Origin of the sequence: Variovorax paradoxus NBRC 15149, from assembly GCF_001591365.1 — a bacterium.
Classification (GTDB): Bacteria; Pseudomonadota; Gammaproteobacteria; order Burkholderiales; family Burkholderiaceae_C; genus Variovorax; species Variovorax paradoxus.
This window is the reverse complement of record NZ_BCUT01000007.1, coordinates 101,019-118,224: the sequence shown is the minus strand read 5'-3', so window position 1 is coordinate 118,224 and position 17,206 is coordinate 101,019. Positions and strand designations below refer to the sequence as shown.

Annotated in this window: 15 protein-coding genes; 3 read left to right on the top strand and 12 right to left on the bottom strand. The window is 67.9% G+C overall.

Annotation, left to right across the window (positions count from 1 at the left end; translation table 11 throughout):
* Positions 1 to 8: 8 nt before the first annotated feature.
* The 5 genes from VPA02S_RS26185 to VPA02S_RS26165 are packed head-to-tail and all read right to left on the bottom strand — an operon-like array spanning position 9 to position 3,746.
* Positions 9 to 752 carry a sugar phosphate isomerase/epimerase family protein gene (locus VPA02S_RS26185; RefSeq protein WP_062366531.1) on the bottom strand — a complete coding sequence of 248 codons (744 nt, stop codon included), beginning with the start codon at positions 750 to 752 and terminating at the stop codon, positions 9 to 11.
* The gene (locus VPA02S_RS26180; RefSeq protein WP_062366529.1) at positions 752 to 1,507 is read right to left on the bottom strand and encodes an amino acid ABC transporter ATP-binding protein; all 756 of its coding nucleotides are present in this window, start codon (positions 1,505 to 1,507) and stop codon (positions 752 to 754) included. Before VPA02S_RS26180 ends, VPA02S_RS26185 begins: the two co-directional genes overlap by 1 nt.
* Before the next feature lie 27 nt (positions 1,508 to 1,534).
* Complete coding sequence (locus VPA02S_RS26175) at positions 1,535 to 2,341, bottom strand: transporter substrate-binding domain-containing protein (protein ID WP_062366527.1); 807 nt, start codon at positions 2,339 to 2,341, stop codon at positions 1,535 to 1,537.
* A 50-nt stretch (positions 2,342 to 2,391) separates the two neighbouring features.
* Positions 2,392 to 3,045, bottom strand: a complete 654-nt coding sequence (locus VPA02S_RS26170) for an amino acid ABC transporter permease (RefSeq protein WP_062366525.1) — start codon at positions 3,043 to 3,045, stop codon at positions 2,392 to 2,394.
* A gap of 29 nt (positions 3,046 to 3,074) precedes the next feature.
* Positions 3,075 to 3,746 (bottom strand): amino acid ABC transporter permease, encoded by a 672-nt coding sequence (locus tag VPA02S_RS26165; RefSeq protein WP_012748516.1) that lies wholly within the window; start codon positions 3,744 to 3,746, stop codon positions 3,075 to 3,077.
* Between the two features lie 135 nt (positions 3,747 to 3,881).
* Here VPA02S_RS26165 and VPA02S_RS26160 point away from each other — a divergent pair, with 135 nt between their 5' ends.
* Positions 3,882 to 5,582, top strand: coding sequence for a hypothetical protein (locus VPA02S_RS26160; RefSeq protein WP_062366523.1), 1,701 nt, complete (start codon positions 3,882 to 3,884; stop codon positions 5,580 to 5,582).
* A 4-nt stretch (positions 5,583 to 5,586) separates the two neighbouring features.
* On the opposite strand, the gene VPA02S_RS26155 is transcribed toward VPA02S_RS26160, so the two are convergent.
* Positions 5,587 to 6,117, bottom strand: coding sequence for a cysteine hydrolase family protein (locus tag VPA02S_RS26155; RefSeq protein WP_062366521.1), 531 nt, complete (start codon positions 6,115 to 6,117; stop codon positions 5,587 to 5,589).
* 72 nt (positions 6,118 to 6,189) lie between these two features.
* Positions 6,190 to 7,782, bottom strand: coding sequence for an esterase/lipase family protein (locus tag VPA02S_RS26150; RefSeq protein WP_012748519.1), 1,593 nt, complete (start codon positions 7,780 to 7,782; stop codon positions 6,190 to 6,192).
* 197 nt (positions 7,783 to 7,979) lie between these two features.
* Here VPA02S_RS26150 and VPA02S_RS26145 point away from each other — a divergent pair, with 197 nt between their 5' ends.
* Entirely contained in the window at positions 7,980 to 9,083 is a 1,104-nt protein-coding gene (locus VPA02S_RS26145) for an MBL fold metallo-hydrolase (protein WP_062366519.1), read from the top strand.
* Between the two features lie 12 nt (positions 9,084 to 9,095).
* Here the strand turns inward: VPA02S_RS26145 and VPA02S_RS26140 are convergent, their stop codons facing one another.
* The 5 genes from VPA02S_RS26140 to VPA02S_RS26120 are packed head-to-tail and all read right to left on the bottom strand — an operon-like array spanning position 9,096 to position 15,803.
* A complete protein-coding gene (locus VPA02S_RS26140) occupies positions 9,096 to 9,284 on the bottom strand; it encodes a hypothetical protein (protein WP_062366517.1) in 189 nt (62 codons plus the stop codon).
* Positions 9,284 to 11,680, bottom strand: coding sequence for a DNA topoisomerase IV subunit A (gene parC / locus VPA02S_RS26135; RefSeq protein WP_062366515.1), 2,397 nt, complete (start codon positions 11,678 to 11,680; stop codon positions 9,284 to 9,286). Before parC ends, VPA02S_RS26140 begins: the two co-directional genes overlap by 1 nt.
* 46 nt (positions 11,681 to 11,726) lie before the next feature.
* Complete coding sequence (locus VPA02S_RS26130; protein WP_062366841.1) at positions 11,727 to 12,848, bottom strand: Kelch repeat-containing protein; 1,122 nt, start codon at positions 12,846 to 12,848, stop codon at positions 11,727 to 11,729.
* Between the two features lie 43 nt (positions 12,849 to 12,891).
* On the bottom strand, positions 12,892 to 13,779 hold the full coding sequence (locus VPA02S_RS26125) for a lytic transglycosylase domain-containing protein (protein ID WP_062366840.1): 888 nt from the start codon (positions 13,777 to 13,779) through the stop codon (positions 12,892 to 12,894).
* A 26-nt stretch (positions 13,780 to 13,805) separates the two neighbouring features.
* Positions 13,806 to 15,803, bottom strand: coding sequence for a DNA topoisomerase IV subunit B (locus tag VPA02S_RS26120; RefSeq protein WP_062366513.1), 1,998 nt, complete (start codon positions 15,801 to 15,803; stop codon positions 13,806 to 13,808).
* Between the two features lie 179 nt (positions 15,804 to 15,982).
* Between VPA02S_RS26120 and VPA02S_RS26115 the strand changes: the two genes are divergently transcribed.
* Positions 15,983 to 17,206, top strand: coding sequence for an MFS transporter (locus VPA02S_RS26115; RefSeq protein ID WP_012748526.1), 1,224 nt, complete (start codon positions 15,983 to 15,985; stop codon positions 17,204 to 17,206).

The window sequence follows — 17,206 nt, the reverse complement described above, 5'->3', positions numbered from 1 at the left end:
GTGTCTCCCTAGCCTCGCGCGGCGCGGATGAAGTCGACCTGCGCGCGCACGACGGCCGGCAGGTCGTCGCCGGCCAGAGGATATTCGATGGCGTGCGGCACATCGGCAGGCAGCGCGCGCAGCACCGCGCGCCACGGCGCGGCGGAGTCGGCCAGCGGCACCGCCACCCACTTGTGCGGCAGCCGCTGCGCGCCCTTGCAGTGCACGTAGCGCACGCGGCGGCCCAGCGCCTGCGCGGCCTGCAGCGGGCACTCGCCGAGCCAGTGCCAGTTGCCCATGTCGAAGGTCATGCCGAGCTCGACGCCGGCGTGGTCGGCCGCATCGAAGAAGGCCTGCAGCGCGGGCAGCGTGCCGGCGCGCACGGTCTGGTCGTTCTCGATCAGCAGTTCGACACGGGTTTCCGCAAGCTGCACCTTCAGGCCCCAGAGCGAGCCGTGCGAAGACGCGCGAAAGTCGCCGATCGACATCTTGAGCCGCCGGGCGCCGAGCCTGGTTGCGGCCGCGATGCCGCGTGCCAGCGCGGCGCTGTCGAGCCAGCCGCCTTCGGCCCAGAGCCCCTCGGGGCTCGAATACACCGCGGCCAGGCCGGCCAGCGAAGGCAGCTCCGCGTCGGCGTTGCGCAGCATCTCGCCGCGCACCTCGACCGAATCGGCACCGGCCTCCAACGCCATCTGCGCGCACCAGAGCTGGCCATGCCTGCCCACCTCGGCCGCACCGAAGGACGACAGAGAAACAAGTACCTGGAAGGACATCAGTGGGCCTGGTGCGAACTCAGGATCTGGCCGAGGAACTGGCGCGTGCGCTCGTCCTTCGGGTTGCCGAAGAACTCCTGCGGCGGCGCCTGCTCGACGATCTTTCCGTCGGCCATGAAGATCACGCGGTCGGCCACGCTGCGGGCAAAGCCCATCTCGTGCGTCACGCACAGCATGGTCATGCCGTCTTCGGCCAGGCCGATCATGGTGTCGAGCACTTCCTTGACCATCTCGGGGTCGAGCGCCGAGGTGGGCTCGTCGAACAGCATGATCTTGGGCGACATGCACAGCGCCCGCGCAATCGCCACGCGCTGCTGCTGGCCGCCCGAGAGCTGGCTGGGGTACTTGCTTGCCTGCTCGGGAATGCGCACGCGCGTGAGGTACTTCATGGCCACCTCTTCGGCCTGCGCCTTTGTCATGCCGCGCGAGCGCATCGGCGCGAGCGTGCAGTTCTCCAGGATGGTGAGGTGCGGAAACAGGTTGAACTGCTGGAACACCATGCCCACTTCGGCACGCACCGCGTCCACGTTCTTGCCTCCGGCGGTGAGGTCGATGCCATCGACCACGATGCGGCCCTTCTGCACCGTCTCGAGCCGGTTGATGCAGCGGATGAGCGTGGACTTGCCCGAGCCCGAGGGCCCGCAGATCACGATGCGCTCGCCCTGGCGCACCGACAGGTCGATGCCGGTCAACACCTGGAATTCACCGTACCACTTGTTGACCGCTTCCATGCGGATGATCGATTCCGTCGTCATGCCAGGATTCCCTTCAAGCGCTTTCGCTTATTGCATCTTGGGCAGGTCGGCCTGCAGCCACTTCTGGTAGAGCTTGTTGAGCTCGCCGTTGGCGGTGTTCTTGGCGACGAATTCGTTCACCGCCTTGGTCAGCTCTTCCTGGCCCGGACGCATCGCGATGCCCATCGACTGCTGCACCAGCGTGAACTTGTTCTCGTAGCTGCCGGCGGGCACGCGCTTGGCGATCTGCGCCGCCACCGTCACCGAGCAGCCGATCGCATCGACCTGGCCCGAGATCAGCGCCTGCATGGCCGAGGCGTCGTCGTCGAAGCGGCGGATCTCGGTGCCTTCGGGCGCGGCCTTGGTCACGGCCACGTCTTGCGTGGACGCACGGGCCACGCCAACGCGCAGGCCCTTCAGGTCGCCGGCCGCCTTGATGGGCGCCTTGGTCGCGCCGTACAGCACGATGGTCGCGGCCGCGTAGGGCTGCGAGAACTGCACCTGCTTGGCGCGCTCGGGCGTGATGGCCAGCGACGCGACCAGCAGGTCGACCTTGTTGGTCAGCAGGAAGGGAATGCGGTTCGGGCCGGTCACCGGCACGATGTTGGCCTTGACGCCCCAGTCCTTGGCCAGCAGCCTGGCGACGTCGGCGTCGTAGCCGTCGGGCTGGTTCTGCGCGTTGGTGGTGCCGTAGGGCGGAAAGTCGACCAGCATGCCGATGGTGATCTCGCCCTTCTTCTTGATGTCGGCCACGGACTGTGCCGAGGCGAAGGGTGCGAACACGGTGAGCGCGGCGCCCAATCCCAGGGATGCAAGTGCTGCCAGCGCTGCGCGGCGGGTGGTGGTACGGGTCATGGAAAGTGTCTCCTGGATAAAGAAGGAAGCAATGTGAAAGGGAAAAGGAATCAGCGGGCCAGCGCCCGCGCGCGCCTGCGCTCCATGCGGGCTGCGAGCAGCGACAACGGCCAGCAGATCGCGAAGTAGATGGCGGCCACCACCGAGAACACGACCAGCGGCTGGAAGGTGGCGTTGTTGACGACCTGCCCGGCGCGCGTGACCTCGACGAAGCCGATGATCGCGGCGAGCGACGTGCCCTTGATGATCTGCACCACGTAGCCCACCGTGGGCGCGAGCGCGATCTTCAGCGCCTGCGGCAGCACCACGTCGCGCATGCGCGCCGCGTACTTGAGGTTGAGCGCCTGCGCCGCCTCCCACTGGCCGCGCGGAATGGCCTCGATGCAGCCGCGCCAGATCTCGCCGAGGAAGGCGGCGCTGTTCAGGATGAGCGCAACGCCGGCCGCCACCCAGGGGTTGATGTCCAGCCCCAGCACCGGCGCGCCGAAGAACACCAGGAACAGCTGCAGCAGCAGCGGCGTGCCCTGGAAGATCTGGATGAAGGTGGTCGACACGCCGCGTGCCCACGGCGACTCCGACGTTCGCATCAGCGCAATGGCGAGCCCCAAGATCGCGCCGCCCACGAAGGCAATGGCCGACAGCGCGAGCGTCCACTTGGCCGCTTCGAGGATGAAAAGGAATTCGGGAAAGCCGAAGGTACGCATGGTTTTTTCCTGCTCCGCTCTGGGGCCTGCTACCGGCGGTCCGGGTAGTTGAGCGTGCGCTTGTAGATCAGCTTGAACATCGCCGAGAAGGCCAGCGCCAGCGCAAGGTAGATGGCGGCCACCACGATGTAGATCTCGAAGCTGCGGAAGGTCTGCGACTGCAGGTTGGCGGCCACCGAGGTCAGGTCGTCGGCCGAGATGACCGACACCACGGCCGAACTCAGCATCAGCAAAATGAACTGGCTCGTGAGCGCCGGGTAGATGGCCTTGAGCGCGGGCTTGATGATCACGAAGCGGAAGATCTCCCAGGGCTTGAGGTTGAGCGCCCTGCCCGCCTCGATCTGCCCCTTGGGAATCGACTCGATGCCCGCGCGGATGATTTCCGTGGCGTAGGCGCCCAGGTTCACCACCATGGCCACCAGCGCGGCCGTCTGTGGCGACCAGCGCAGCCCGATGGCCGGCAGCGCAAAGAAAAAGAAGAACAGCTGCACCAGGAACGGCGTGTTGCGGATCACCTCGATGTAGGCGTTGACGACAAAGCGCAGCCAACCGGGCCCCGAGGTCTTGCCCCAGGCGCAAAAAATCGCGACCACCAGGCCCAGCAGCGTGGCCACGAGCGAGAGCTGGATCGTGATCCAGGTGCCCTTGAGCAGCAGCGGCCAGGCAGCGAAGACGGCGTCGAATTGAAACTGGTAGTTCATGGGTGGGGCGAGCACGGCGTGGCCGTGCGCATGCCTCGAAAGCAATGCTTGCAGCTTATATGAAACCGGTTTCAGGCCAAGCCAGGGATTTCCCTAGGTCAGTGTTTTGACAGCCCTTCTGCCTACACTCGCGCGATGCTGAATACATCCGAGGCCACCGCGTCCGCAGAGGTACTTGCACCTCCTGCCGTGCAGCATTTCAGGCAAGCCCTGCTCTGGCCGCTGCGGCTGGTGCCGGCGCCCGACGCCAAGCCCACGCACCACGGCCCCTGGCATGTGCTGCGCGAGATGGGCGAGGCCTCGCCCTGGCGCGAGGAGATCGACGAATACACCGGCGACAGCAGCCGCTTCCACGAGAGGCACTACAACGAGTTCGTGAGCTTCCTGCCGTATGTGCAGCGCTTTCTCTACGGCGAGGGCCGCTCGAAGAACAAGGACGGCGCGGACACCGGCAGCGACGGCGATTCGCCGATGCGCATCTTCCGCCGCCACGACATTGCGGCCGTGCGCGTGGTGGCACAAGCCGGCGACGCGCCGATCACGCTCGACGTGGTGCATTGCGACCTGTACTTCTTCTTCGACATCGACGTGGTGCTGCTCAACCTCGAGGTCGGCGCCAACCACCTGAGCCTTGCACAGGCGCAGGACCTGCTCTACCGCTTCGGCCGCGCCTATCCCGCGGGCTGGAACGCCGAGGGCGGCGCGCTGCATTGCATGGCCAGCGTCGAATGGCTGGCCGCCGACGGCCGCGTGCTCGCGCGCTCGGATGCGCAGCAGCGCGAAGCCTTTCTCTCGCACGTGGCCCAGCACCGCGCGCCGCGCATCTCGGCCCACTGGGCCTACCTGATGCAGCCGCTGGTGAGCGACCATTCCGACGAGCCCGGCGCGCTGCGCTACCGGCAGATCGAGTACTACCGCATGCCGCTGATGGCCTACCTTTCGCTCGACGATCCCAAGCGCCTCTCGCGCAACGACTTCATCCGGCTCGGCCTCGTCACCGGCGCGGCCGAGGCCGACGCGGCGCAGCATGCCCACCTGCCCTACGCGGAGCAGCACCTGGCCGACTTCGAGCACCGCTACTGCTACGACCGCTTCTGGGTCGATGCCGGCGCGGCGCCCAACACGCGCTACCTGTGCAACGGCCATGCGCTGATCGTGGTGGGCGATGCACGTTCTGAATTCTTCTGCTGCCGCGACCGCGGCGTGCTCGCGCAGTTCCGCCACCAGCACTTCCTGCTGTTCCTGATCGCGCATTTCCAGAAGGCGGCGCTGCTGATGTTCTCGGACCAGCTGGTCGAGGCGCTCAAGCGGCTCGACATCCACAGCACGCCGAGCGTGAAGCAGTTCAAGCGCGCGATCCGCTCGAGCTTCGAGCGCTTCCTGCGCTTCACGCACCGCTACTGGTTCCACGAGATCTCGGAGCAGGCGCAGGTGCGGGCGCTCTCCCATATGTGCACCGCGCACCTCGGGCTCGACCCGCTCTACGACGAGGTCAAGGCGCGCATCGCCGACATGAACACCTACCTGGACGCCGACAGCCTGCGCCGGCAGGCCAGCACCGTGGTGCGGCTCACGGTGGTCACGCTGTTCGGCCTGATCGGCACGGTGACCACGGGCTTCCTCGGCATGAACCTGCTGGCCGAGGCCGACGCGCCGCTGTGGCGCAAGGCGCTCTGGTTCGGCGTGGTGTTCGTCTTCACGACCTGGCTCACGATCTACACGATGGTGAAGTCGCAGCGGCTGTCGGACTTCATCGACGCGCTGTCGAACGACCGGCTGAGCTTCAAGGGCAAGCTGGCCGCGCTCGCGCGCGTGTGGCGGCGCGGAGCGGACTGAACGGTCAGAACACGATCTTCGCGCTGGGCACCGCGCGGATCGGCACGCCGAAGCTCGTGATGTCCGACAGCGTGGCGTTATGGTGGGCGCGGATGAAGTCGCCGGTGGCGTGCGGCTTGTCGTGCGAGGTGTGCGCGTCGGCCGCAAGCACGACCTCGTAGCCGAGCGCTGCGGCGCGGCGCGCGGTGGTGTCCACGCAGAACTCCGACGAGTAACCGCAGACCACCACGCACTGCACCGCATGCCCCGCGAGCCATGCCTGCAGCGGCGTGCGCAGGAACGAATCGGGCGTGGCCTTGCGGATCTTCGTGTCGTCCGGATCGACTTCCAGCGCGCTCGAAAGCTGCCAGCGCTCGGAATCGAATTCGAGGTCGACGGCGTTCTCGTGCTGGATGAAGGCCACCGGCACGCCCGCGGCACGGGCACGCGCGGTGAGATCGTTGATGCGCTGCGCGACCTCGGCGGCCTCGTGTGGCCGCGGCAAGTCGTCATAGAGGCCACGCTGCATGTCGATGACGAGAACGGCAGTTTTCATGGGGGAGGAGGAGAAGGCAGGACCCTGGACCGCCCCGAGTATGACGCCGGCGCCCGCCGGACGACGCGCTCCTCAACTCCAGGCGCTCACCTCCAGCCGCACCTTGCCGCTGATGCCGGGTGCCGCCGGCGCCGCGCCCAGGCTCGAAAGCGGCACGATGAACTGCAGCTTGCCGTCGGCCAGCTGCTTGGGGCTCATCGGCAGCGAGGCCTGCCCTGCGGTGTCGGTCTGCCAGCCGTACTTCACGTTCCAGTTCTGCGCCGGGTCGTCGGGCTGCGGCGGCGCGATCTCGATCACCAGCGTGTCGCGGAACAGCGAGCTGCCTTCGTAGTGGCCGTCGAGCCAGAACTTCTTGTTCACCTGGTAGTCGGGCACGCGCACGCCGAGCGTCATGGCATAGGCCAGCGTCGGCCGGTCCTGCTTCACGCGCGCCTTGTTGGCAAGGAACACGGTCGAGAGATAGATCGAGCGGCGCTCGGGCTTTTCGGGGTCGGTCAGTTCCTTGTGCGTGCGGCAGGCGGGCGAGTCTTCCTCGGCCACGCGCCGGCTCAGGTACCAGCGCTTGCCGCGCGGCGCGGCCAGCAGTTCGACCTGGTAGAGCGCGTCGACGTCGGCGTCCTTGGGCAGGTCCGGCGGCAGGGTTACGCCATCGACCTCGAACCAGAGATCGACGCGCACGTCGCCGAACAGGAAGCGCACGAGGTTCTGGTAGGCCTCCTCGGAATTGACGATGCCGAAGTAGCCCGAGTGCGAACGAAAGGCGTAGGCGGTGGCCACCGGCTTGCTGCGCCTGGCCTCGTCGATGGACCAGAGCGAGGCGTTCTCGATGCGCACCAGCCCGTCGCTGCCGTGGCCCGCGAACATGCGCGAGAGGCCCTTGGCGGCCTCGTAGTCGCCGCGGTTGGAGCCCACCATGCAGAAGAAGCGTTCGGGCGGAAACGCGGCGGCCGGCAGGTAGTCCATGCGGCCATCGACCGGCGCCGTGTCCATGAACTCCGACATCCGCTCGCGGTTGAAGGTGTTCATCTCGTTGGCCGTGAGCCAGGCCGGCACGTTGATGCCGCCCATGTCGATGCCGTTGTGCGGCGTGGCGTAGGTGAACACCTTGTCGACGCAGGCGCGCGCCGCCGCATCGCCGAGCGCCGGGTTCTGCAGGAAGGCCCGCACCACCAGCCCGCCCATCGAGTGCGCCACCAGGTAGCAGCGGAAGTCGGCCGGCGAGAAAGCGGCTCCTTCGCGCAGTGCCACCAGGTCGCGCACGCGGAGGATCAGCTTGCTCAAGCCCTGCGCGTAGATTTTCACGTCGCGCGACTTGCCGTCGCCCAGCAGCTCCGAGCCGCCGTCGTAGTAGCGGTAGATGACGATCGATGCGGCCGGAATGCCGTCCACGTCCTTGCCGGTTTCGTCGGGCGAAGGCTTCCAGTCGTTGTCGAGGATGTCGAGGCCGTTCTGGTAGACGCTCTGGTACTGGAAGTCGGCCAGGAGGCGCACCACGGGCGATTCGAAGACGAACTTCTGCGCCGGCGCATCCTTCTTCACGGTGGCACGGTAGACCGTGGAGCCCACGTTGAAGCCGCAGAACGGATCGGCCGCGGTGTCGTCGCGCTCGGCCTCGGTCATGGCGTAGCCGCGCACGTAGATGATGGGATAGCGGTTGCTGCTCATGGTGTGGTCGCCTCCTTGAAGCCCGCGGAACGTGGCGCGCTTCAGTGTGCCGCGCGATGCCGCGGGCGGCCATAGAACGCATGGCCTACGACGAGCGGCGCGGAAATATCCCTGTGCGCCGAATGTTTCTGCCGCTGAAACCATTGGCGGCGGCGCGGCGGCTAAGCTCGCGCCGCAAAACCGGACAACACCTCGCCATGATCTCCTTTCTGAAGCGCCGCCTTCGCGGCTACGGCACATCGCTCTTCGCGGCCAGCTGCGCGCTCGTCGCGGGCTGCGCCAGCAACAGCGGGTGCGAGGCGCGCTACGACGCATCGCCGCAGTTCAAGGGATGCAGCTTCCAGAACCCGCCGAACCCGGACGTGCTGCCTTCGGCCAGCGGATGGCGGATCTGGTCGCGCTTCATCGTCGGCGACAAGGTGGGCACCGTGCCGGTCGACCCGATCCCGGTGCGCATGCTGGCCACCGCCGACCTGGAGGCGCTCGATCCCAAGGCCAACCATGTGGTGCGGCTCGGCCATTCGTCGCACCTGCTCAAGCTGCGGGGCAAGTACTGGCTGATCGACCCCGTGTTCAGCGAGCGCGCGTCGCCGTTCACCTTCGTCGGTCCCAAGCGCTTCCACAAGCCGCCGCTCACGCTCGAGCAGTTGCCACCGATCGAAGGCCTGATCCTCTCGCACGACCACTACGACCACCTCGACGTGGCCACCATCGAGTACCTCGCGCTGCGCGTGCAGCGCTACTTCGTGCCGCTGGGCGTGCGCGCGCGGCTGGTGGCCATGGGCGTGCCTGCGGAGCGCGTGACGGAGCTCGACTGGTGGCAAGGCGGCGAGCACGACGGCGTCAAGCTCACCGCCACGCCGGCGCAGCACTTTTCGGGCCGGACGCTGACCGACCGCGACCGCACGCTGTGGGCTTCATGGGTGGTGCAAAGCGGCGAGCAGCGCATCTTCTACAGCGGCGACTCGGGCTACTTTGCGGGCTTCAAGCAGATCGGCGAGCGCTTCGGCGGCTTCGACCTGGCGCTGATGGAAAACGGTGCCTACGACGCCTACTGGCCGGCCGTCCACATGACGCCCGAGCAGAGCGTGCAGGCCTTCGAGGACCTGCGCGGCAAGGTGCTCTATTCGGTGCACAACAGCACCTTCGACCTCGCCTTCCACACCTGGCACGATCCGCTGGACCGCATTGCCGACCTGTCGCAGGCCAAGAAGATCGAGCTCGCCACGCCGGTGATCGGCGAAGTGCTCACGGTGGGAAAGGCCCGCACCAACGAGCGCTGGTGGCAGGGCCTGCGCTGAGGCCAAAAGGCGCTAGCCGCGTTCCTTGCGCTCGCGTGCCCGGCGCTGCTGCCGGGTCTCGCCGGCCTGCGCCGCGATGCGGTCCTTCTCGCGCTGCTTGGCCCCGCGCTTCAGGCGCATGCGCCGGCCGAACCAGAAGCTTGCAAGGCCCGTGACCACCGCGATCACGAGGCCGATGACGCTGATGTCGATGCCGCCCATCACAGCACCCGCACGATGCTCGTCGGCTTGAAGCCGAGGTCGGCCGCCTTGCCCTTGCGCGCTCGGCTGCCGCGCGCATTGTTGAGCGTGCGGATTTCCAGGGTTTCATCGCGCTCCTTGCCGCCGCGGCCGATGCCTTCGATCTTCACGCTGCGCGTGTAGGCCGCGGCACCCGCCAGCGTGTCCCTGGCGTCGAGGTCGATCAGCGTGAGCCCGCGGCCGCCCTTGGGCAGGCTCTTGAGCTCGGCGATGTCGAAGGTCAGGATGCGGCCGCCGGTCGAGGCGCAGGCCACGTGCGTGGCGGCCGGCATCGGCTCGGCGCCGCTCGCGCCGCCCACCAGGGACGGGCGGCACAGCTGCTCGCCCTCGCCCACGTCGATGAAGGCCTTGCCGCCGCGCTGGCGCGACATCATGTTCTCGACGGTGGCAATGAAGCCATAGCCGCCGGTGTTGGCCAGCAGCACGCTGGCGCCCACCGGACCCGCGAAGAAGTGCGTGACGTGCGTGCCGGCATCGAGCTCGATGAGCGTGGTCACGGGCTGGCCGTCGCCGCGCGCGCCGGGCAGCGAGGCCACGGGCACGGTGTAGACGCGCACGCTCTTGTCCTTGGCCGAGCCGAACACCAGCAGCGTGTCGACGCTGCGGCATTCGAAGGCACCGTAGAGCGTGTCGCCGGACTTGAAGCTGTATTCGGGCGCAGTGCCTCCGTTGCCGGCGGCCTTCTCGCTCGCCCAGCCCTTCTGCGCGCGGACCCAGCCCTTCTGCGAGACGATCACGGTCACGGGCTCGTCGACCACCTTGACTTCGGCCACGGCGCGCTTCTCGGCCTGGATCAGCGTGCGGCGCGGGTCTTCGAAGGTCTTGGCGTCGGCCTCGATTTCCTTCACCAGCAGGCGGCGCAGCGCGGCCGGGCTGCCGAGGATGTCCTCGAGCTTCTTCTGCTCCGTGCGCAGCTCGTCGAGTTGTTGCTGGATCTTGATCGCCTCCAGCCGCGCAAGCTGGCGCAGCCGGATTTCAAGAATGTCTTCCGCCTGGATTTCGCTGAGATTGAAGCGCGCGATCAGCGCAGCCTTCGGATCTTCAGCCGCGCGGATGATCGCGATAACCTCGTCGATGTTGAGCAGCACCAGCTGCCGCCCCTCGAGGATGTGGATGCGGTCCATCACCTTGTTCAGGCGGAACCGCGAGCGCTTCTCGACGGTGACCTCGCGGAACGCGATCCACTCGTTGAGCATCTGGCGCAGCGACTTCTGCGTGGGCTTGCCGTCGATGCCCACCATCGTGAGGTTGATCGGCGACGAGGTTTCGAGCGAGGTCTGCGCGAGCAGCGTGGTGATGAATTCTTCCTGGCTGATGCGCGAGGTCTTGGGCTCGAACACCAGGCGCACCGCGGCGTCCTTGCTGGATTCGTCGCGCACCACGTCGAGCACCGAGAGCATCGCGGCCTTGAGCTGGGTCTGGTCGGCGCTCAGGGCCTTCTTGCCGGCCTTGACCTTCGGGTTGGTGATTTCCTCGATTTCCTCGAGCACCTTCTGCGTGCTGACGCCCGGCGGCAGCTCGTTGACCACCAGCTGCCACTGGCCGCGCGCGAGGTCCTCGATCTTCCAGCGCGCGCGCACCTTCAGCGAGCCGCGGCCGGTGCGGTAGGCGTCCGCGATGTCGGCCGGCCCGCTGATGATCTGCGCGCCGCCCGGGTAGTCGGGACCGGGCACGATCTGCAGCAGTTCCTCGTCGCTGAGCTTGCCGTTCGACTTGATCAGCGCCACGCAGGCATCGGCAATCTCGCGCAGGTTGTGGCTCGGGATCTCGGTGGCCAGGCCGACCGCGATGCCGCTCGCGCCGTTGAGCAGCGTGAAGGGCAGCCGCGCGGGCAGAAGGCGCGGCTCCTCGGTGCTGCCGTCGTAGTTGGGGATGAAGTCGACCGTGCCTTCGTCGATCTCGTCGAGCAGCAGGCTGGTGATGCGGGCCAGGCGCGCCTCGGTGTAGCGCATGGCCGCGGCGCCGTCGCCGTCGCGGCTGCCGAAGTTGCCCTGGCCGTCGACCAGCGGATAGCGCTGCGAAAAGTCTTGCGCCATGCGCACCAGCGCGTCGTAGGCGGCCTGGTCGCTGTGCGGGTGGAAGCGGCCGAGCACGTCGCCGACCACGCGCGCGCTCTTGACCGGCTTGGCGCCCACGGTGCCGTTGGCGCCGCCGAAGCCCAGGCCCATGCGCGACATCGAATACAGGATGCGCCGCTGCACCGGCTTCTGGCCGTCGGACACGTCGGGCAGTGCGCGGCCCTTGACCACGCTGAGCGCGTATTCGAGGTAGGCGGTCTGTGCGTAGTCGGCCAGTGTGAGGGTGGTGTCGCCGTCGGTGGGACCCTGGAGATCGAGCGGAGGTTGGGAGTCGTCCATGGAGAAGAGAGAAAGAGAAACAGTTGCGGGCCGTGCGCTTGCGCGTTCAGCCTAGTGTGAAAGCCTCGTGCACTGCGGACTGCACGGCGCCGCCGAGCACCGCGCCGCCGCCGGCCACGTAGATCCAGTCGCCGATCACCGCGGCGCCCACCGCATGGCGCGGCGTGGGCATCGGCGCATGGCGCTGCCAGCTGTCGGCCACGGGATCGTAGCTTTCCATCTGGCCGAACACCCTGGCCTGGCGCGGCACGCCGCCCACCAGGAAGCCGCCCTCCCCGCCCATCGCGAAGAAGCGGCCGCGGTACACCACGAGGCCGTGGCCCGAGCGCGCCGTGGGCAGCGGCGCACGCAGCTCCCAGGTGTCGCGCGCAGGCAGGTAGACGTGGTGCAGGTCGGTGTTGTATTCGAAGGTGTTGAAGCGCCCGCCGATCACGTGGATCTGGCCGCCGTGCGCCACGCAGCCCACGTGATCGCGCGCACCGGGCAGCGGCTTGGCGGAGGACCAGCGGTCCGCCTTGGGGTCGTAGACCTCGTGCCAGCCCACGCTCGCGCGTTCGGCCGCAGGCTCGGAGGCGCCGCCGATCAGGTGCAGCACGCCGCCCTGCATCACCGCGGCCGCGGCGCCGCGCGGTCGCGGCAGCGGCGCGATGGCGCTCCAGCGGTTGGCTGCGATCTCGTAGACGTAGGCGTTGGTGTCGGAGCGGCGGTTCTGCTCGACGAAGCCGCCCAGGGCGTAGATCCGGTCGCCGTCGGCCGCCACCGCCACGTGGTTGGCGCCGCGCGGCAGCGGTGCGCCGTCGAGCCAGCGGTCGGCCTTGGGGTCGTAGATGTGGTGGTAGTCGCGGTTGACCGCGCCCTCGCCATAGCCGCCGACCACGTGCATCCGCCCTTGCGCCGCAGTGGCCCAGGCCATCTCGCTGCGCGGAATGGGCAGCGCCGCGCGCGGCTCCCAGCGTCCCGCGGGACCGGCCGGTGCGGGGCTGTCGGTGACGCGCTGTGCTTCCTGCTCGGGCGTCATGTGGTGCGGAACGCCGCCCTGCAGCCGCGCATAGGGCTCCTTCGACGAAGGCGCCGGCGGCAGCGTGTCGTGGGTGGCCGCGTGCTGCGCGCGCGCGGCGCCGGCCGCCGCACAGGCGGCGGTCGCAAGGACGAAGCTTCGGCGGTGCATGAAGAAGGGCTCCTTCATCGGCGGGGAAAGGCGGGGCGGGCCATCAGGACACCGGCGCGTCCGAGCCGCTGTCCGGCACCGCCGATGGCTCGGGCGCATCGGGCATGGCCGGCATGGCGCCCGGCGCGTCGGGCGGCATGTTGCCGCGGCCCAGGGCGCCGCCCTTGGGCACCGTGAGTTCCATGCGGATGCGCCCCGGCGCCTTGCCGCCGCGCGCGCCGCCGCCCGCCATGGCCGAGCCCCCGGCCGACGGCTTGAGGTAGGCGTAGAGCTGCAGCACGGTCTGCACGTAGTTCTGCGTTTCCTTGTAGTTGGGGATCTTGTTGCCCGCGCGCTGCACCGCGCCTTCGCCCGCGTTGTAGGCAGCAAGGGCCAGCTCGATCTGGCCCGGGAACATGGCGATCAGGTCGCGCAGGTAGCGCGAGCCCGCGGCAATGTTGATGCGCGGGTCGAACAGCTTCTTCTCGATGGTGCTGCGCTTGTCGGCTGCCACGCCGTAGCGTTGCGCGGTGGCCGGCATGAGCTGCATGAGCCCCATCGCGCCCTTGGGCGAAACGGCCTGGGCATCGAAGCCCGATTCGGTGGCGATCAGTGCCTGCAGCAGTTCGTAGTCGATCGAATGCTTGTTCGACGCATCGCGCAGCGCGGCCTTGGCGGTCTTGTAGCTTGGCGAGGCCTCGAACAGCGCCAGCAGGGTTTGCGAGGCCTGCGGCACCTTTCCATCGAGCTTGCGCCCGCCGCGCGCGAACGGCGCCAGGCCCTGCGCGGTGTCGAAGCTCTGGCCGCGGCGAAAGAAGACCTGGTAGCGCTCGTCGATCTTTTCCGACGCGAAGTGCGCCACGCCCTTGCTGTCGATGTAGCCGTAGACGTCAGCGGCGTGCGCGAGCCCCTGCTGCGCGCACAGCAGCAGGGCCAGGAGCAACGGACGCATGAAATCTGGAATTTTCACGAGGGTGGTCAAACATCGATGTCGACATCGTCGGCGCGCAGTTCCATCAGTTCGCGCCGGGCGGCTGCCTCGCCCTTGCCCATGAGCTTGGTGATCTCGCCCTGGGTGGAGCTGAAGTCGAAGCGCCCCAATTGCACCTTCATCAGGCGCCGGGTATCGGGATTGAGCGTGGTTTCCCACAATTGTTCCGCGCTCATTTCGCCCAGGCCCTTGAAGCGGCTGATGCTCCAGGCGCCTTCGCGCACGCCATCTTTACGCAATTTGTCGAGCGTGGCCGTGAGTTCGCCCTCGTCGAGCGCATAGACCTTGGAGGCCGGCTTCTTGCCGCGCGCAGGCGCATCGACGCGGAACAGCGGCGGCTTTGCGACATACACGTGGCCGGCTTCGATGAGTTTCGGAAAGTGGCGGAAGAACAGCGTGAGCAGCAGCACCTGGATGTGCGAGCCGTCCACGTCGGCATCCGAGAGGATGCAGATCTTGCCGTAGCGCAGGCCGCTCATGTCGGGCGTGTCGGCAGGGCCGTGCGGATCGACGCCCACGGCCACCGAGATGTCGTGGATTTCGGTGTTGGCGAACAGCCGGTCACGCTCCACTTCCCAGGTGTTGAGCACCTTGCCGCGCAGCGGCAGGATGGCCTGGCTTTCCTTGTCGCGGCCCATCTTGGCGCTGCCGCCGGCCGAATCGCCCTCGACCAGGAAGACTTCGTTGTGGCTGATGTCCTTGCTCTCGCAATCGGTCAGCTTGCCGGGCAGCACGGCCACGCCGGAGCCCTTGCGCTTCTCGACCTTCTGGCCGGCGCGCTGGCGCGTCTGCGCGGCCTTGATGGCCAGTTCGGCGAGCCTGCGGCCGTAGTCGACGTGCTGGTTGAGCCAGAGCTCGAGCGCGGGGCGCACGAAGCTCGACACCAGGCGCACGGCATCGCGCGAATTGAGGCGTTCCTTGATCTGGCCCTGGAACTGCGGGTCGAGCACCTTGGCGCTCAGCACGTACGAGGCGCGTGCGAACACGTCCTCGGGCAGCAGCTTCACGCCCTTGGGCAGCAGCGAGTGCAGCTCGATGAAGCCCTTCACCGCGGTGAACAGGCCGTCGCGCAGGCCGCTCTCGTGCGTGCCGCCGGCGCTGGTGGGAATCAGGTTGACGTAGCTCTCGCGCACCGGCTGGCCGTCTTCGGTGAACGCCACGCACCAGTCGGCGCCCTCGCCCTCGGCGAAGTTGTCGGCGTTCTTGTCGGCGTGGCCGCTGCCTTCGAACAGCGGGATCACCGGGTCGCCGTTGAGCGTCTGCATCAGGTAGTCGCTCAGGCCGCCCTTGTAGAGCCACTGCTGGGTTTCCTTGGTCTTTTCGACCGTGAGCGTGACGCTCACGCCCGGCATCAGCACGGCCTTGCTGCGCAAGAGGTGGGTGAGCTCGGCCATCGGCAGCGCGGCGGTCTCGAAATACTTGGCGTCGGGCCAGGCGCGCACGGTGGTGCCCTGCTTGCGCTCGCCGGCTTCGAGCTTGCGCACCTGCAGCGGCTCGATCACGTCGCCGCCGCTGAAGGCCAGCCTGGCGATCGAGCCTTCGCGGTGGGTCGTGACTTCGAGCCGCTTGGACAGCGCATTGGTCACCGACACGCCCACGCCGTGCAAACCGCCCGAGAAGCTGTAGGCGCCGCCCGAGCCCTTGTCGAACTTGCCGCCGGCGTGCAGTCGGGTGTAGACCAGTTCGACCACGGGGGCTTTTTCTTCAGGATGCAGGCCGAAGGGAATGCCGCGGCCGTCGTCCTCGACGCTGACCGAGTTGTCGGCATGCAGCGTGACCTTGATCTTCTTGCCGTGGCCCGCCAGCGCCTCGTCGGCGGCGTTGTCGAGCACTTCCTGGATGACGTGCAGCGGGTTGTCGGTCCGGGTGTACATGCCCGGGCGCTGCTTCACGGGCTCCAGGCCCTTGAGCACGCGGATGGAGCCTTCCGAGTACCCGGAGGACGCGGACGATGAACTGGGGGGAGTCTTGGGGGGAGTCGCCATGGGGGCGGATTGTAGTCAGTCGCCGCCAAACAACTGGATACCCATACAGGCACGCGGCGCGTTCAGGGCAAGCCGCGGGCTTTGATGCGTACCGCGCATCAAAGCCCGCGCCACAAATCATCAATGGCCATGGCCGCCAGCGCACCTGCCAAAGTGGGCAAGTCGCTACATTCGACGCCATGCAAGCCTCTTCTCCCACTCTCTCGATCAAGCAGGTGCTGATCTGCGGCGCCATGATCGTCACGCTCTCCATGGGCATCCGCCACGGCTTCGGCCTCTGGTTGCAGCCGATCACGCAGGCGCAGGACTGGAGCCGCCAGACCTTCTCGTTCGCGCTGGCCGTGCAGAACCTGTCGTGGGGCATCTTCGGCGTGTTCGCGGGCATGGTGGCGGATCGCTTCGGCGCCTTCCGGGTGCTGATCGCCGGCACGGCCTTCTATGCGCTGGGCCTGCTGGGCATGGCGTATTCGCCCACGCCGCTGCTGTTCACGCTGAGCGCCGGCGTGCTGATCGGCGCGGCGCAAGCCGGCACCACCTATGCGGTCGTCTACGGCGTGATCGGGCGCCAGATCCCGGCCGAGCGGCGCTCCTGGGCCATGGGCGTGGCGGCGGCGGCCGGCTCGTTCGGGCAGTTCCTGCTGGCGCCGATCGAGGGGCTCTTGATCAGGCAGCTGGGCTGGCAGAGCGCGCTCGCGGCGGTGGCGATGCTGGCGCTGGTGATCATGCCGCTGGCCTTCGGCCTGCGCGAACCGCAGCGCGGCGCGCTCGCCGGGCACCGCGACCAGTCGGTGCTGCAGGCGGTGGGCGAGGCCTTCCGCTACCCGAGCTTCGGGCTGCTGATGGCGGGGTATTTCGTCTGCGGCTTCCAGCTCGCCTTCATCGGCATCCACATGCCGACCTACCTGCGCGACCAGCGCCTGCCGGCCGAGGTGGCGGGCTACGCGCTGGCGCTGATCGGGCTCTTCAACGTGTTCGGCACCTACACGGTCGGGCTGCTGGGCCAGAAGCTGGCCAAGCGCAAGATCCTCGCGGCCATCTACTTTGCGCGGGCGGTCTCGATCGCGCTGTTCCTCCTGGCGCCCATTTCGCCGCTCAGCGTGTACGTGTTCTCGGCGGCCATGGGCTTTCTCTGGCTGTCGACGGTGCCCGCCACCAACGCGATCATTGCGGGGATCTTCGGCGTGGCGCACCTGTCGATGCTCAGCGGCTTCGTGTTCCTGAGCCACCAGGTCGGCTCGTTCATCGGCGTCTGGCTGGGCGGCTACCTGTACGACACCACGGGCAGCTACGACATCGTCTGGTACATCGCGATCGCGCTGGGCGTGTTCGCGGCGCTGATCAACCTGCCGGTGAAGGAAAGCGCCATCGCGCGCGGCGGCCGGCCGGCCGCCATGCCCGGCTGA